Genomic DNA, 16,007 nt, shown 5'->3' on the forward strand with positions numbered 1-16,007 from the left:
CGCGCTCCCGATGGCCGGGCCCGGCGGGTCCGGTGCCGGCGGCCGAGTACGACCGACCGCCGCCCCGCACCGCACGGGACCGGCGGTGGCGGCGTTGTCGTACCGATGGTCCATGATCCCTGTCGTCACAGCGGCACGGATGTGGGCCGGCGTGGGCAGCATCGTGCCCGCAGCCGGTCTCCGGCGGGGAGGTCGGAGATGACGGAGGCGGTCGAAGCCTCGTGGCGACGACGAAGCGTGCTGCGGGTGGTGCCACCCGCCCGGGCGCGCAAGCTGGCCAAGGTGCCCTTCGTCGAGTTGGCCGACGGGCGCCTGCAGGGCGTGGTGTCCAGCGGTTCCGACATCGAGCGGGTGTACGTCTCGTCGGTGGCCGCCGGCACCCACGCGTACCACTGCAGCACCAACAACAACCGGCCCTGCGGCGGGCTGCGGGGCAACCCCTGCAAGCACCTGCACGCGCTGGCCGACGAGGCGATCATCCAGTACGGCGTCGAGCCGGTCGCCCGCTACCTGCGGGTGGACGTCGGTGACGGGGTGGACACCGGCGCGGAGCTGTTCGCCCGGATGGATCCCCGGCACGAGCCGAGCCCGGCGGCGGTGGTGTTCAGCCGCTTCCTGCACCACCTGGCCTACCTGGAGGTGCCGGAGAGCACCGCGCCGCTGCCCGAGTTGCAGTGGTTCCCGGCGAGCGCGGCGGTGGGCTGATGCTGGCGCACCAGGTGACCCGGCTGCGCACCGACGTGCCGGCGGGGCTGACCGAGGCCCTCGACGTGGTCGCCGGCTTCGACGCCGTGCTGACCCGGGGCTTCGCCCGGATCGGCGAGGAGGACGCCGCCGCGCTGGCGGCGCTGGCCGACGCGGTGGCCGGCACCCCGCTCGGTGCGCGGGTGGCGGAGGCGGTCGGCAAGGTGACCGCCGGCTCGGTGGCCGAGGAGCACCTCGCCGTGCTGGCCGGGGCGCGGTCGGCCCTGCTGGGCGCGGCGCACGACGCCCTGCTCGGGCAGCTCGACGGGGTACTCGGGCGGGACCGGTCACCGTGGCCCGGAGCGGCCGCCGGCGCGACGGAGGTCTCCCCCGCCCGGCTGGCGGCGCGGGCCTGGCTGCACGAGGTGGCGCTCACCGGTTGGCGCGGCGTCGACCACGAGCTGGTCTCGGGTGCCGCGGCGCCGGTGGAAGACGCGCTGGCCGAGCCCGGGTCGCGTCGGCTCGCCGTGCTGCTCGACGGTCTCGCCGCCGAGCTGCGGGCGTGCGTACCGGTGGCGGCGATGCCGCAGGCGCCGGTCCGGCGCTGGGCCGACCTGTGGGCGCGCGGCATGCTGCTCACCCAGGGCGCGCCGGCCGGGCCGGCGGCGGACGTCGAGCTGGTCTCCGGGCGGTTGCTGCCGCTCGGCGTGGACGTCCACGAGCACGACACCGCCGTACAGGTGGGGCTGCACGCCGTGCTCGAACCGGCCGGCGGCGGGACGCCACGACTGGTCCGGGCCACGGTGGGCGCCGCGAAGGTGGCCACCATCGTCGGGCCGGCGATCTGGCGGCTCTTCCCGGGCCAGCCCACGCTGCTGCGGGCGCTGGCCGGGCGGCGGGCCGTGACGGTCACCGACCTGCCGCTGCACGGCGGCGACCTGCGCTGGGACGACACGCGGGCCGAGTTGGGCGAGCCGACCGACCCGTTCGCGACCGCGCGGGTACTGCTCGCGTCGGCGACCGCGGCGTCGACGCCGCCGCTGGACCGCCACCCGGCCGCGATCGCCGAACCGGTGCTGGTCGAGGGCGCCGCGGTGCGCGACGACGGCGGGCTCGTCCTCGATCTCGACGGCGAGCGGGTCCCGGTGACCGTGGACCGGCTGCCGGCCAGCGGCCCGCTCACCCGGGGCCGGGTCGCCGCCGCGACGGCCTGCCTCGGCCTGCTGCGCTGGGACGACGGCCGCTGGCTCCTGCAACCCCTCGGCGTGCGGTTCACCAGCAAGCGGCAGGTGGCCGAGGCGCACAACGGCGACTGGGCGGACGGGGTCACCGACCCGAAGATCGCGAAGGCCGACGCGAAGGCGGGTGACGCCGTGGCGGTGCTGCGCGAGCGCGCGGGACGGTTGCTGCGCCGATGACCGAGCTTGAGCGCAACGACGAGAACCGCCGCCAGGTCCTCTACTGGCGGCTGCTGGCCCGGCTGTTCAGCCCCGACGAGCAGCCCGGTCTGGAGTCGGCGAGCATGGCCGTCGTCGAGGATCTCGGCCTGCCGGCCGCGCTGCTCGACCCGGCGGTCTCCGTCGACACGGTGGTCCAGCGCTTCCCGGCGCTGGCCGACGAGCTGCGCGGCCTGCTCACGGGCGGCGGCGAGCCCGCCGCCGGCCCCGCCGAGCCCGGCCCGGCCGAGGTACGCCGGGCGGCGCTGGTGTCGAAGCTGCTGCTCAACGTCTTCGCCACCGGCTCCGGGTCAGTCAGCGCCGGCCAGCTCGCCCGTTGGCAGTCCGACGCCGGCTGGTTCGAGCAGGCGCTCGGCGCGGCGCCCGGTGAACTGCGCCGGCAGGGCGGCGAGCTGGGCACCGCGCTCGCCGGGTTGGAGGGCGACCTAATCCGGCGGATGCACCTGCGGGAGGTGCTGGCCGACCCGAAGCTGGCGAGCAAGCTCACCCCCAGCATGTCGCTGATCGAGCAGCTGCTGCGGGACAAGGCGAACCTGTCCGGGGTGGCGCTGGCCAACGCGAAGGCGCTGATCCGCCGCTACGTCGACGAGGTCGCCGAGGTGCTGCGGACCCAGGTGGAGCAGACCAGCGTCGGCACCGTCGACCGCTCGGTGCCGCCGAAGCGGGTGTTCCGCAACCTCGACCTGGACCGCACCATCTGGCAGAACCTGACCAACTGGAGCCCGGAGGACCAGCGGCTCTACGTCGACCGGCTCTACTACCGGCAGACCGCCCGCCGCACCACCCCGGCCCGGCTCATCGTGGTGGTGGACCAGTCCGGGTCGATGGTCGACTCGATGGTCAACTGCACCATCCTGGCGTCCATCTTCGCCGGGCTGCCCAAGGTGGACGTGCACCTGATCGCGTACGACACCCGGGCGCTGGACCTGACCCCGTGGGTGCACGACCCGTTCGAGGTGCTGCTGCGCACCAATCTCGGCGGCGGCAACGACGGGCCGGTCGCGATGGCGATGGCCCGGCCGAAGATCGTCGAGCCGAAGAACACCGTGCTGGTGTGGATCTCGGACTTCTACGAGTTCGGACGGTCGCAGCCGCTGTTCGACGGGATCGAGGCCGTGCACCGCTCCGGGGTGCGGTTCATCCCGGTCGGCTCGGTGAACAGCTCCGGGCAGCAGAGCGTCAACCCCTGGTTCCGGCAGCGCTTCAAGGACCTGGGCACCCCGGTCATCTCCGGCCACATCCGCAAACTCGTCTTCGAGCTCAAGAGCTTCCTCACCTAGGAGACCAACCCCTCATGTCCGACATGCTGCGTGCCCCCGCCGAGGTCAAGTACGCCGACGAGCTCGACTGGCTGGAGTCGGTCGACACCGGCCCGAAGCCGTTCTCGTGGCGGCTGAGCCCGCGGATGGTGCGACTGTTCGTCCTCGGCTCGGAACGGGCCGACGGCCTCGACCGGGAGATCCCGCAGAAGTGGTTCGGCGACCGCAGCTTCGTCGAGCGCGCCATCGTCACCCTCGCCTCCGACCGGGGGCTGCTGCTGATCGGCGACCCGGGCACCGGCAAGAGCTGGCTGGCCGAGCTGCTGGCCGCCGCGATCTGCCGCAACTCAACGCTGGTCGTGCAGGGCACCGCCGGCACCACCGAGGACCACATCAAGTACTCGTGGAACGTGTCAATGGTCATCGCCCGGGGCCAGTCCCGCGAGTCGATGATCCCGTCGCCGATCATGACCGCGATGGAGCAGGGTGTCGTCGGCCGCTTCGAGGAGCTGACCCGGTCCACCAGCGACGTGCAGGACGCGCTGATCTCGATCCTGTCCGAGAAGTACATCTCCATTCCGGAGCTGGACCGGGACAACATCGTCTTCGCCAAGCCCGGCTTCTCGATCATCGCCACCGCGAACAGCCGGGACCGGGGCGTCAACGACCTGTCCTCGGCGCTGAAGCGGCGGTTCAACTTCGTCCGGATCCCGGTGGTGACCAACAAGCGCAGCGAGGCGGAGATCGTCCGGTTCCGTACCGAGGAGCTACTGCGCCGGCACCACATCGACCTGGACGTGCCGCCCACCCTGCTGGACATCCTGCTGCAGAGCTTCGCCGACCTGCGGGCCGCGGCCGCCTCGGCGACCAGCGACGACGAGAAGCTGGAGTCGGCGCTGTCCACCGCCGAGCAGATCGGGGTGCTGGAGGACGCCATCCTGCACAGCCAGTTCTTCGGCGACCGTGCCCTGCGCCCGGAGATCCTCGCCGGATCGCTGATGGGCTCCCTCGCCCGGCGCAGCCCGGAGGACCTGGCCATCCTCAACAAGTACCTGCACGGGGTCGTGGAACCGCGGGCCAAGCAGGACGGCGGCGACTGGGCGGGCTTCCTCGACGGCGGCCGCCAGGCGATCGCGTCGCTGTCGTGACCGCACCCACCGACGCCGGCCTGTTCGGCGCGCTGCGCGAGCGGCTCGCCGACGCGGCCGCCGCCTTCGCCGACTCCCCCGACGCGCTGGCCGGCATCCTGGCCGGCATGGTCGACGACGTCGACCGGGCCCTCGGCGAGCGGCTGGAGATCTTCCCGGTGTGCCACCACTCACCGGCCTCCGCGCTGGCGATGCTCCGGCGGCTGCGGGCCAAGCAGCCGAAGGTCGTCTACCTGGAGCTGTGCGAGGATCTCCAGCCGCTGCTGACCGAGCTGCGCAACTGCCGCCTCCCGGTGGCCGTGCAGGCGTTCGCCACCGAGCTGGCGGACTTCCCCGCCGAGTGGGCCCCGCTCAGCGTCGTCGCCCCGATCACCGAGGCGTCCGCGGAATACCAGGCCATCGCGTACGCCCTGGACACCCCCGGGGTGGAGCTGGTGCTGGTGGACCGCTCCACCGACCACGTCTTCCAGTGGACGCCCCGCCCCGGGGAGGCGGGCTCCACCCCGGCGGGGCCGCCGGGCGAGGCGACGGTGGGCGCGGAGCCGGCCGAGGAGGCGGCGCTGCACGGCGACGCGGTCGGCGTGGAGATCGGCGACCTGCGGCCCCGGTTCGCGGAGCTGGAGGCGTACCTGCTGCACCACGGCAAGGTGCGGCACTGGTCGGAGTGGTGGGACCAGTACGTCGAGCGCCCGCTGGCCACCGCCGACCACGACACCTACCGGCAGGTGATGGTGCTCATCGGCAGCCTCTTCCGGCGGCTGCGGCCCACCGCCGCGGACCGGCTGGACCGCGACGAGGACCGGGAACGCTACATGTGGACCCGGATCCGGCAGCACCTGGCCGCGTCCGGCGCCGACCCGGCCGACTGTCTCTACGTGTGCGGTGCGTTCCACGCGGCGAGCCGGGTCGAGCAGTTCGGCCTCGACTCGACCGCGCCGGACTTCGCGATCAGCCCGCGCACCGCCACCAGGTGGCGGTACGGCCTGATCCCGTCCAGCCACTCCGCGATCGAGGCGCAGTTCGGCCTGGCCCCCGGCTCGGTCTCGATCGCCGCGGCGGCCTGGACGACGGCGCTGAGCCGCGGCGGCCTGGTCCCGTTCCGGCTCGACGGCCAGCAGGGCGGCACGAAGCGCAGCCGCCGCGGGCGGGCGGCGGTGGCCCCGGCGCCCGCCACACCGGTCGCCGACCGGCTCACCGGCTTCCTGGCCGCGCCCCCGGTGCTGGACGAGCTGGACGAGGCGGAGCTGCGCGGCTGGTGCGTCGACATCGTCCGGCTGGCCCGGCGCAACGGCTACCTGGCCAGCACCGCCGACGCGATCGCCGTGTTCGAGACCTCGATCCTGCTCGCCGGGCTGCGCAACCGGGCCCGGCCCACCCCGTACGACTTCGCCGACGCCGCGGTCACCTGCATCGAGAAGGACGTCGTGCCGGGCCGCCGGGACGTCCGGCGGCTCTGCGAGATCCTGCTCGGCGGCGACCGGATCGGGCAGGTCGGCTACGACTCGCTGCCCCCGCTGGCCCGCGACGTGCTCGACCGCCTCCGCCCCCTCGGGCTGGACCTGGAGAAGCGGACCGTGCAGCGGGCCCTGCTCGACCTGCGCGCGGACCCGGCGCTGCCGGCCTGCTCGGACCTGCTCTGGATGCTGCGGCACCTGCTGCCCGCCGACGCGGTCCGCCCGATCATGGGCGAGCGGCGGTTGGGCCACCGGTCGCCGCAGGAGAGCTGGGACCTGGCGCTGGGGCGTCACCAGCGCGCGCTGATCGAGCTGGGCTACGAGGGCGTCACCGTCGAACAGGTTCTCGAGCAGCGGCTGCGCCGCTGCGTCCGGGGGCCCGACGCGACCGCCGCCACCGCGCTCGCCGCCGTCGAGGACGCCATCCGGCTGCTCGACAGTCCGCGCCTGGTCGACGAGCTGGGCGCGCGGGCCGTGGAGCTGCTCTCCGCCGAACGCACCGTGGACGACGCCCCCGAGGTGCTGCGGCGCATCCGCCGGCTGCTGGCCCACCACCGGACCACCGCGGCGCGGCTGCCGGCCTGGTGCGAGGCGTTCGTGACCACCGGGTACGCGCACTACTGCACGCTGCTGCCGACCGCGTTCGTGGACGAGGCGACCGGGGTCCGGCAGGTCGGCGCCATGCTGGGCTTCCTGTTCGGGATGGAGAGCCTCGCGCTGTCGCTGGGCTGCGACCGGTCCCAGCTGGAGCTGGCGGTCGCCCAGTCCCATCCGGAGGCGCCGGCGAAGGTCGCGCTGCTCTGGGCGTCCCGCCACCAGCTCGGCCTGCTGCCGCTGGCCGAGCTGCGGGACCGCTGCGCCGAGCTGCTGGCGAACCCACTGGTGGTGCCGGCGTTCCCGCAGTACCTGTCCGGCTTCGTGCACGCGCTGGAGCCGGCGCCGGGGCTGGCGCCGTTCGTGGTCGAGACGATGTCCACGGCGTTCGCCCGGCTGCCGGATCCGGTGCTGCTGCCCTGGCTGCCCACCCTGATCACCACGTTGCGGGACCAGGGGCCGGACCTGGTGCCCCGGCTGGTCCGCGAGGCCGAACGCACCTTCCCCGGCGGCCTGGCCGCGCTGGACGCCTGGGTGCCGCCGTGGCGGGCCACCGGCCAGCCGGCGCCGGCCGTACGGTCGGCCCCGACCGGCCCGGCGACCGCGCTGCTCGTCGGGCACCCGGAGGCGGTGGACGCGGTGGCCGCGCTGCTCGGCTGCGCCGACGGGTGGCGGCAGGATGCCGCGCCGGCCGCCGGGCCCGCGGCGGCGCTGGTGGCCGCACACCCGGCCGCGGCCGACGCCGTCGCCGGGCTGCTGACGGGGGCGTCGGGGTGACCGCCGGCGGTTGCCGGCCCGCCGGCGACCGCTCCGGCGAGCCGGACGGCACCGCCCCGTCGACGCCGCGCGGGCGGTCGGCGGGTCACTATCGCGACCGGCGACAGAGCCACTCCCATCGATGAAGAATTTCGACAGATGATGTTCTTACCTTGAAACTCCTTTTCTCAGCCGGCTACCCTCCGGGAAGTGATCCACCATCCACCTTGGAGGTATCGGACCATGCGCAAGCTGATGTCGGCGGTTGGGGCGGGGGCCATGCTGACGGCCGGGCTGTTCGTCGGCGCCGCACCCGCACAGGCCGCCACCTGCACCCTGGTGCAGTCCGAGATCTACAACGGGGCGAACATCATCGCCTGGTCGCGCGGCCTGCAGGGCTGCGCCGGCGACGTCTACTGGGAGGTCCACTCGGCCGACAGCGGCACCTGGCAGGTCGCGGACAGCGGCACCACGTACTACGACAACCAGGTCACCAGCTACTACGGCGACCTCGACCTGCCGTGCTACCTGCGGGTCTACGCGAAGTTCGGCGCCCAGGAGAAGCTGACCAACCCGGTGCGCAACTACAACTGCGCTCCCTGAGCCGGGACGCCGGGCGGGACGGCGTCCCGCCCGGCCCCACCGCGCGAGCGCGAAGCGACCACCAGCCCGCCGCCGCCCCTCGGCCGGCTCCCCGCGGCGAGTGCGACCAGCCCCCGGGGCGACGCCGGCCGGTCGGGTCAGCGCAGCCGCCGGGCGGCGAACCTCGCCGGCGGGTCGGCGATCGCGTCCTGGGCCGCGATCAGCTGGATCTCCCGGGTGCCCGCCGCGAGGGTGGCCTCGAGGACGGCGAAGACCGAGGCGATGGTGCGTTCCAGGGCCGTCGCGGGCGAGCCCGTCGTCCACAGGTGCGCGAGGTAGAGCGCCGCGGTGACGTCGCCGCCACCGTTCGGGCTGATCGGCAGCAACGGCGTGGTCACCGCCCAGGCGCCCTCGTCCGAGACGGCCACCACCTCCAGCGAGCCGTCCGGCACGTCGTCGTGGATCACGCTGGTGACCAGCACGTGCCGCGGCCCCGTCCCGCGTACCACGTCGACCGCCGCCAGCACACCGGTCAGCGAGTTCGTGGCCCCGCCGGCGAGGAAGTCCAGCTCGAAGTGGTTCGGGGTGATGATGTCCGCCCGCGGGACGACGACGTCGCGCAGGTACTCCGGGATGCCCGGCCGGACGAACATCCCCCGGCCGGCGTCGCCCATCACCGGATCGCAGCAGTAGACCGCGTCCGGGTTGGCCGCCTTGACCGTGTCCACCGCGTCGAGGATCACCGCGCCCATCGCCGGGTCGCCCTGGTAGCCCGAGAGCACCGCGTCGGCGCTGCCGAGGACCCCGCGGTCGCCGATGCCGGCGATCACCTCGGCGACGTCGGCCGGGGCCAGCAACGGCCCGCGCCACGCGCCGTACCCGGTGTGGTTGGAGAAGTGGACCGTCAGCACCGGCCAGACCTCGTGCCCGAGCCGCTGGAGCGGGAAGGCGGCCGCCGAGTTGCCGACGTGGCCGTAGGCGACCGACGACTGGATAGACAGGATCTTCACCGGCTCATCATGACGGTTCCCGCCGGTGCCGCACCGCGCGGACCCGGCCGGCGGGTCCCGCCGATCCCGGCCACCGCGCCGACCCGGCAGGGAGACGGCGCTGGTCTCCGGCGAGGGCCCATACCGTTCCGGACCGGGTGACCGGCGCACCGGAAGCTGACCCCTCCCGGTGTCGGCCCCGGTGCCTATGCTCCGGTCATGACTGAGACGACCGCACGGTCTCGCCCGGCAGCGGACCGCACCGAGGTGGAGTCCCTGCTGTCCGTGCTCGACCGCAACCGGCGGACCTTCGCCTGGAAGACCTGGGGTCTGGACGAGCGGGGTCTGCGGGCCACCACGGCCGCCAGCACGATGACGCTCGGTGGCCTGGTCAAGCACATGGCGTTGGTCGAGGCCGACTGGCTGGCCGTCAAGCTCGCCGGCCGCGAGTACGGCGCCCCGTGGGACGCGGTGGATTTCGACGCCGACCCGGACTGGGAATGGCGCACGGGGGCCGTCGACGCGCCCGGGGACGTCTACCGGGTGTGGCGGGACGCCGTGGAACGGTCCCGACAACTGGTCGCCGAGGTGGTCGCGGAGCGCGGGCTCGCCGGGCCGGCCGCCTTCACCTGGCCGAACGGGCGCACCCCCACCGTGCGCGACATGCTCCTCGACATGATCGAGGAGTACGCCCGGCACACCGGCCACGCCGACCTGCTGCGCGAGGCCGTGGACGGCCGGGTGGGCGAGGGCGCACCCGAGGACTTCACCTTGTAGGCCGCCGCGGCGCCGCGGGGTCAGCCGACGCGTCGGGCGATCTGGAGCAGGTTCAGGTAGTGCTTGCGCACCGTCGCGGACGGGCGGGCGGCGATCAGGTCCCGGATCGCCGTGAACAGGGTCTCCCGCTGCCGGGGCGAGGCGGCGATGTGCCCGGAGTAGGTGGAGAGCAGGGTCAGGTACTCCTCGGCGGTGTAGTCCTGGCTCCAGACGTAGCGGTGCACGATCGGCTGCGCGAAGAAGCCGCTGCCGCCGATCGCCGCCACGTCCGGGGCCGGGATCGCCTCGGGCGGCTTCGGGCCGTCCTGCCCGTCGCCCATGCCCACCTCGTCGTAGATCCGCTGGACGTGCCGGAAGAAGTCGTCGCCGCCCGGTGGCGACACGTGCTCGGTCGCCACGATCGCCAGGTGACCGCCCGGACGCAGCAGCTCGGCGGCGCGGCGGTAGGCGACCCGCGGGTCCAGCCAGTGCCACGACGTCGCGGCGAAGACGAGGTCGAACGGCTCCCGGGCACCCGCCGCCCACCGCTCGAAGGGCGACACCACGACCTCGACGTCACCACGGCCGGCGAGCACGCGGCGTGCCACCGCGGCCAGTTCCCGCCCCGGCTCCAGCGTCACCACCCGCCAGCCGCGCCCGAGCAACCCACGGGTGGCCTGGCCGGTGCCCGTGCCGACCTCCAGCACCCGGGCTCCGGCGGTTCGCAGCCCCGTCGACGCCGCCAGATCGGCGAACAACCGCTCCGGATAGCCCGGGCGGGCCCGCTCGTACAGCTCCGCGGCCGAGTCGAACGTCCTGGCCAGCCCCGCGTACGGCTCCGATGTCATCGGGTCAGCATCCGGGTGCACCGACACGCGGCGAACCTCCGCACGCTCGGCCAGCGGCCCGGGCCCACGGGCCGCCGCGGGCCGCGACCGGAGCGGCAGACGGACGAAATCCGCTGGTCCGCGCCGCGAGCCGGCCGGTACGGTGCCTCGACCGAGGAGGGAGCGCGTGGTGACGGAGACGATGACGATGTGGCGGCCGACCGGCCCGCAGGAGCTCGACCTCGTCCGCGCCTCGGGGTGGACGGCGTGGCCGCCGCGCCTGCCCGACCAGCCGATCTTCTACCCCGTCCTCAACGAGCAGTACGCGATCATGATCGCCCGGGACTGGAACGTGCCCGCCTCCGGCGTCGGCTACGTCACCCGGTTCCACGTCGACCGCGCGTTCGCCGCCCGCTACCCCGTCCGGCAGGCGGGCGGACGGGACATCCTGGAACTGTGGGTGCCGGCCGAGGAGCTGGACGAGTTCAACCGGCACATCGTCGGGCCGATCGAGGTGGTCCACGAGTTCCGGCCGGTCGAGCCGACGGGCTGACCGGCCGACTGATCGCCGGGCCGGCCCCACCCGAGCCGAGGTCAGTCCGGCAGCAGCCGCCGGAGCACTCCCCTGCCGGTCGCGCCCATCCGGTACGACTGCACCAGGTACGAGCCGCAGGCGATGTTCGCCCCGGCGAGCACCGGCACCACGTACTGGGTCAGCCGCTGCCGCCGCTGCCAGCGGGCGATCTCCGACGGCGTCCGCGACGTCGGTATCGTCGCGTCGCGCACCTCGACGGTGTCGCCGCGTCGATGCGCCTCCTCGGCGAGCCGGCCGATCCGACTTCCGCAGTAGGCGGCGTAGGCGCTGGCGGCGGCGCCCGCTACGGCCAGCCCGGCCTTCACCGCCCCCACCGTCCCGAAACCCTTCTGCAACGCCATCCGCCGCCCACCCACCCGGGCCAGTTGGGCGCCGGCGAGCAGGGTCGCGCCGATGCCGAGCCACTGAACGGGCCCGAACCGTCCCCACGCCGATTCGGCGACCCGGATGCGGTCGATGCCGTCCCGCAGGTCGCTGCCCGACTTGTTGACTCCGGCGACGCCCATCACGGTCCCGCCGAACCAGAGGGCGGACCCGATGTCGTGCACCGCCTGGGCGACGGCGTGGTTGTCGGTGGCGGTCAGCGGCATCTCCAGCTCCTCGACGACGAACGTGTCCGGTTTTCTAACATTGGTGCTCTTGTTCCGATTGAAGCACCTTCGCCACCCGCGCCCGGGCCACTTCCCCGGACGGTCGACCCACCTTCGGGCGGCCGAACCGAAGCGGGTGCGACCACCGGGGCGAGCGGCGGCGCCGTCGCCCGGATCTCCGACGGAGCGACCGCTGGGGCCGCCGCGATGCGGGCAACTCCGCCGCCCCACGTCCAGGGCGAGCAACGGCGCGACCTTCCCCAGCCGGTCCCGGGGTCGCGCGTGTGGAGCGCACCCGACGCGCAGGTGAGTCAGCGGCGCGCGAGTTCCGTCTCCAGTCGCTGGAGGAGCGTCTTACGGGCCCTACCGTCCCGTTCGCGGCGCAGCGCGTTCCGGAGCTGGCCCGTGTCGAGGGTGCGGACGAGCTTGGCCGCCTCGGCGACCGTCATCTCCGACAGCCGCGCGGCCGCCGAGGCGTTCCTGCGTGCGCGGCTGGCCGGGCCGGTGTTCGCGACGAACTGTCTGCCGGACTTCGACTCCCGGCGCTTCTTGGCGTCGGTGGCGCGCTTCTCCGCGTCGGAGAGCTGCTCCCACGCCTGCTTGGGCAGGTAACGACTCGTCTCGCCGCCGCGGCGCGCCCGGGTGCCGCCCTCCTTCGTCTGCCACTTCTCGTTGCCCCAGCGCTGCAGCGACTTCTGCCGTTCGTCCTTCGGGCCGAGGTAGCCCCCGCCTCGCCGCTGGTACTCCTTGGTGAGCAGCTGCGACTTGCGGGCGGACCACTGACCCGGCCGGCCGCCCCGGTCGGATGCCTGGATCTCTTCCTTGATCTGCTCCCTGAGTTCGGGCTTGGTGTACCGCGCCATGCCGGCCGGTTACCCGGGGCACGCCGGCACATACCTCCACGACGCGCGGCCCCGGGACATTCGTCCTGCCCGGAACGGGATTCCTCGGCCTGCCGGCGGACCGGCCGGCCTCCGTAGCGTCGAGCGCGTCGGACGACGACATCCGAAAGGGGATCCCATGACACAGACCATCACCCGGCCTCGGCCGTCCGCGCGGTGGGGCCGTCGAGCGGCGGCGCTCGGGCTCGCCGTGATCGCCGGCCTCGCCGTCTGGCTGGTGTGCGACCCGCTCGCCGGACTGGACCTGACAGTCGGCCAGTCGGCGGCGACCCGAACCGTCGGGCCGGCCTCGATCGTCGTCGCCGCCCTGGTCGTCGGTGCCGCGGGATGGGCGCTGCTAGCGTTCCTGGAGCGACGGCTGCGGCGAGGGCGACGGGCATGGCGGATCACGGCGTGGACGGTGCTCGCGCTGTCCCTGCTCGGGCCGCTGTCGTCCGGGGCGACCGGCGGCGTGCTCGCCGGCCTGATCGCCATGCACGTGGCCGTCGGGACGACGCTGATCCTCGGGCTCGCACCCGGGGCGGACGCCGCCACCGCGGCCGGCTGAACGGACCGACACCGATGCGCGACACCTACTGCACCGAGCCGCAGCCGGCGGTGGCGTGGTTCGCCCGCCACCCCGGCCCGTGGTTCGCGCTGGTCTGGGCGCCGCTCCTGCTCACCGCGCCCCTCGTGGCCGCCCTGGCCGACGGTCGGGTGGCGCGGGCGGGTCACGTGGCGGCCATCGGCCTCGGCTACGCGTACGCCGTGTGGCTGCCCTTCCGGTCCCGGACGCCGAGGTGGCGCGCCGAGGCGGTGCTGGCCGTGCTCCTCCTGCTCGTCACCGCGTACCTGGTCCTCTGGCGCACCGACCGGCAGTTCGTGTTCCCCCTGCTCGCCATCGCGGTGGCGGTGGCGGTCCGGCCGCGCTGGGCGCCGGGCACGATCGCGTCCCTGACGATCAGCGGCGCGCTGGCCGTCGGCCTGGAGACCGGCTCGGTCGACGCCGCGCTGTCGTTGGGTTTCGCGACGTTCTTCGGCGGCGTCGGCACGTTCCTGGTCTACCACCTGCTCGACGTCGCCGCCGAGCTGCGCCGCACCCGCGAGCGCCTCGCCCGCGCCGCCGTCGACGAGGAACGGTTGCGCTTCTCGCGCGACCTGCACGACCTGCTCGGCCACACGCTGTCGGTGATGGTGGTGAGCGCGCAGGCGGTACGGCGGCTCGCCGAGCGCGACCCGGCCGCCGCGGCCGCGCACGCCCGCGACATCGAGACCACCGGTCGCCGGGCGCTGACCGAGGTGCGCCAGGCGGTCACCGGCTACCGCAGCGTGCGGCTGGCGGACGAGCTGGCCGGTGCCCGGACGGCGTTGGCCGCCGGCAACGTCCGGGTCGACCTCACCCCGCCGTCGGTCCCCCTCGACGCCGAGGTCGACTCCCTGCTCGGCTGGGTGGTCCGCGAGGGAACCACCAACGTCCTGCGGCACGCCCGCGCCCGCACCTGCCGGATCGCCGTGACCTCGGACGGCTCGACCGTGACCGTGGAGATCGTGGACGACGGCCGGGAAGGCCCGGCCGCTGCGGAGGGCAGCGGCCTGCACGGCCTGCGGGAACGGGTCGAGGACCTGGGCGGCGAGCTGACCGCGTCCCGGACACCGGCGGGCTTCCGCCTGGCCGCGTCCGTACCCGTGGACTCCCGGTAGGCCCGCGATGGACCGGACGACACGGGTGCTCATCGCGGAGGACCAGGGCATGATGCGCTCGGCCCTGGCCACCCTGCTCGACCTCGAGGACGACCTGACCGTGGTGGCCCAGGTCGCCCGCGGCGACGAGGTGGTGGCGGCGGTCGAGCGGGTACGGCCGGACGTCTGCCTGCTCGACATCGAGCTGCCCGGGCGCAGCGGCCTGGACGTCATCGGCGATCTGCTGCGGGCCGTCCCCTCGTGCGCCGTCATCGTGGTGACGACGTTCGGGCGGCCGGGCTACCTCCGGCGCGCGCTCCAGGCCGGCGCCAGGGCGTTCCTGGTCAAGGACGACCCGGTGGAGGACCTGGCGGCGGCCATCCGCCGGGTGCTCGCCGGCGAGATCGTCGTCGACCCGCAGCTCGCGGCGCGGGCGCTCGGCGCCAGCCCCAACCCGCTGTCCGAACGCGAGCGGGAGGTGCTCGCCGCCTCCGCCGACGGCGCGACCATCGCCGACCTGGCCGCGCGGCTGCACCTGTCGCCGAGCACGGTCCGCAACTACCTGTCGGCGGCCATCGGCAAGACGGACACCCGCAACCGGGCCGAGGCGTACCGGCGGGCCCGCGACCAGGGCTGGCTCTGAGGGATCGTCGCGCGTCCCGCCGCCGGGAGGCGATCACCGTCGCGGGGGCGTCGCCGGCCGGACGGGGCCGCCGGCGGTCGAACCGACGTCGACCGCGAGCGCCCCGTCCCGGCCAGGTTCAGCCGGCCCACTCCCGGACGGCGCGGAAGCCCTCGGTCTGGCGCACCCAGAAGTAGCCGTAGACGGCGGTGCTACCCAGGTAGGGCCCGATCTGCCCGAGCAGCGCCCTGGTGCCCTTCCGGTCGTGCCCGGCCAGGTAGTTGGCCAGCGCCAGCCAGTGGCGCAGCGTGATCCCCCGACCGATCAGGCGAGGTTCGCCGGCTCCGCGCCACTTGGCGGCGCACGCCTGGATCTCCCGGATCACCTCCGGCCGGTGGAAGTAGTCCGCCTTCGCGCCCAGCGACTCCGCCCGCGTGTCGAAGCCGTACTCGCGCAGGGCGTACTCGAAGTGGGCGAGCAGCGGCAGCATCGCCACCGACGAGCCGGCGGGCGCGGCGGCGGCGGGCTCGCGGGCCGCGGCGAACATCTGCTCGTGCGAGCCGTACCACTTCTCGCAGTAGAAGGTCACCGCCATCAGGTGCGCCTCGAAGTTGTCCGGGTCGCGCGCGACCGCCTCGTCCATCGCCGCGCGGAACTCCTCGCGCTGCCGGTGGCCGTTGGCGAGCGTCGACGCCATCCGGGTCACCCAGGGGTACGGGTCGTCGGGGTTGAGCTTCACCGCGCGCTCGCTGGCCTGCGCGGCGAGGGCGGAGAGCCGCTCGAACTCCCGGAACTGCTCCCGGGTGGTGTTGCGCGCGGAGGCGTAGCCCCGGGCCTCGCCGGCCTGGTCCATCAGGGCGTCGGCGCGCAGGACCGCGACCGTCGGGTCGTCCGGCACGGCGGCTTCCCAGGCGTCCAGCCAGTGCGGCGCCTGCCCGGCGGCGCCACCCAGCACGGAGAGCCGGCGTCCGCGCAGCTCCCAGTCCCGGCCGGTGGCGGCGATCAGGCCCCGGACCGCCGGCCAGTCACCCGCGAGCGCCCGGTCACGCGCGGCGCGCAGGTCCAGGTCGGCCTGGGCCAGGTCGATGTCCGGGGCGGGCGGCTTGCGGAAGAGTCCGAACATCGGGCGATCA

Annotated in this window: 16 protein-coding genes; 11 read left to right on the forward strand and 5 right to left on the reverse strand. The window is 74.3% G+C overall.

Features of this window, described 5'->3' with window-relative positions; genetic code table 11:
• The first annotated feature begins 237 nt into the window (after positions 1-237).
• The 6 genes from Q3W71_RS15570 to Q3W71_RS15595 all read left to right on the forward strand — a co-directional run bounded on the left by Q3W71_RS15570 (position 238) and on the right by Q3W71_RS15595 (position 7,955).
• Positions 238-705 (forward strand): hypothetical protein, encoded by a 468-nt coding sequence (locus tag Q3W71_RS15570; RefSeq protein ID WP_302920426.1) that lies wholly within the window; start codon positions 238-240, stop codon positions 703-705.
• Complete coding sequence (locus Q3W71_RS15575; RefSeq protein ID WP_302920035.1) at positions 705-2,102, forward strand: hypothetical protein; 1,398 nt, start codon at positions 705-707, stop codon at positions 2,100-2,102. Before Q3W71_RS15570 ends, Q3W71_RS15575 begins: the two co-directional genes overlap by 1 nt.
• On the forward strand, positions 2,099-3,421 hold the full coding sequence (locus Q3W71_RS15580; RefSeq protein ID WP_302920036.1) for a VWA domain-containing protein: 1,323 nt from the start codon (positions 2,099-2,101) through the stop codon (positions 3,419-3,421). Before Q3W71_RS15575 ends, Q3W71_RS15580 begins: the two co-directional genes overlap by 4 nt.
• Before the next feature lie 14 nt (positions 3,422-3,435).
• Positions 3,436-4,548, forward strand: a complete 1,113-nt coding sequence (locus Q3W71_RS15585; RefSeq protein WP_302920037.1) for an AAA family ATPase — start codon at positions 3,436-3,438, stop codon at positions 4,546-4,548.
• Complete coding sequence (locus tag Q3W71_RS15590) at positions 4,545-7,373, forward strand: DUF5682 family protein (protein ID WP_302920038.1); 2,829 nt, start codon at positions 4,545-4,547, stop codon at positions 7,371-7,373. The genes Q3W71_RS15585 and Q3W71_RS15590 overlap by 4 nt, the downstream gene beginning before the upstream one ends.
• 222 nt (positions 7,374-7,595) lie before the next feature.
• Positions 7,596-7,955 (forward strand): hypothetical protein, encoded by a 360-nt coding sequence (locus tag Q3W71_RS15595; RefSeq protein WP_302920039.1) that lies wholly within the window; start codon positions 7,596-7,598, stop codon positions 7,953-7,955.
• Positions 7,956-8,092: 137 nt separating this feature from the next.
• On the opposite strand, the gene pdxY is transcribed toward Q3W71_RS15595, so the two are convergent.
• On the reverse strand, positions 8,093-8,944 hold the full coding sequence (gene pdxY / locus Q3W71_RS15600) for a pyridoxal kinase PdxY (protein WP_302920040.1): 852 nt from the start codon (positions 8,942-8,944) through the stop codon (positions 8,093-8,095).
• Between the two features lie 198 nt (positions 8,945-9,142).
• Between pdxY and Q3W71_RS15605 the strand changes: the two genes are divergently transcribed.
• Entirely contained in the window at positions 9,143-9,700 is a 558-nt protein-coding gene (locus Q3W71_RS15605) for a DUF664 domain-containing protein (RefSeq protein WP_302920041.1), read from the forward strand.
• 20 nt (positions 9,701-9,720) lie between these two features.
• On the opposite strand, the gene Q3W71_RS15610 is transcribed toward Q3W71_RS15605, so the two are convergent.
• Positions 9,721-10,527, reverse strand: a complete 807-nt coding sequence (locus tag Q3W71_RS15610) for a class I SAM-dependent methyltransferase (RefSeq protein WP_302920042.1) — start codon at positions 10,525-10,527, stop codon at positions 9,721-9,723.
• 169 nt (positions 10,528-10,696) lie between these two features.
• Between Q3W71_RS15610 and Q3W71_RS15615 the strand changes: the two genes are divergently transcribed.
• Entirely contained in the window at positions 10,697-11,059 is a 363-nt protein-coding gene (locus Q3W71_RS15615) for an ADP-ribosylation/crystallin J1 (RefSeq protein ID WP_302920043.1), read from the forward strand.
• A gap of 41 nt (positions 11,060-11,100) precedes the next feature.
• Here Q3W71_RS15615 and Q3W71_RS15620 read toward each other — a convergent pair whose 3' ends face one another.
• Positions 11,101-11,691, reverse strand: a complete 591-nt coding sequence (locus tag Q3W71_RS15620) for a hypothetical protein (protein WP_302920044.1) — start codon at positions 11,689-11,691, stop codon at positions 11,101-11,103.
• Positions 11,692-12,002: 311 nt separating this feature from the next.
• Positions 12,003-12,554, reverse strand: coding sequence for a DUF5872 domain-containing protein (locus Q3W71_RS15625; protein WP_302920045.1), 552 nt, complete (start codon positions 12,552-12,554; stop codon positions 12,003-12,005).
• Positions 12,555-12,711: 157 nt separating this feature from the next.
• Between Q3W71_RS15625 and Q3W71_RS15630 the strand changes: the two genes are divergently transcribed.
• Genes Q3W71_RS15630 through Q3W71_RS15640 form a run of 3 tightly spaced genes read left to right on the forward strand, consistent with a single transcriptional unit; the run spans position 12,712 to position 14,895 of the window.
• Entirely contained in the window at positions 12,712-13,140 is a 429-nt protein-coding gene (locus Q3W71_RS15630) for a DUF6069 family protein (protein WP_302920046.1), read from the forward strand.
• Between the two features lie 14 nt (positions 13,141-13,154).
• A complete protein-coding gene (locus Q3W71_RS15635; RefSeq protein WP_302920047.1) occupies positions 13,155-14,273 on the forward strand; it encodes a sensor histidine kinase in 1,119 nt (372 codons plus the stop codon).
• 7 nt (positions 14,274-14,280) lie between these two features.
• On the forward strand, positions 14,281-14,895 hold the full coding sequence (locus Q3W71_RS15640) for a response regulator transcription factor (RefSeq protein WP_302920048.1): 615 nt from the start codon (positions 14,281-14,283) through the stop codon (positions 14,893-14,895).
• A gap of 118 nt (positions 14,896-15,013) precedes the next feature.
• Here Q3W71_RS15640 and Q3W71_RS15645 read toward each other — a convergent pair whose 3' ends face one another.
• Positions 15,014-15,997 carry a hypothetical protein gene (locus Q3W71_RS15645; RefSeq protein ID WP_302920049.1) on the reverse strand — a complete coding sequence of 328 codons (984 nt, stop codon included), beginning with the start codon at positions 15,995-15,997 and terminating at the stop codon, positions 15,014-15,016.
• Positions 15,998-16,007: the final 10 nt, after the last annotated feature.

This window comes from Micromonospora sp. C28SCA-DRY-2, assembly GCF_030519475.1.
Lineage (GTDB): Bacteria > Actinomycetota > Actinomycetes > Mycobacteriales > Micromonosporaceae > Micromonospora.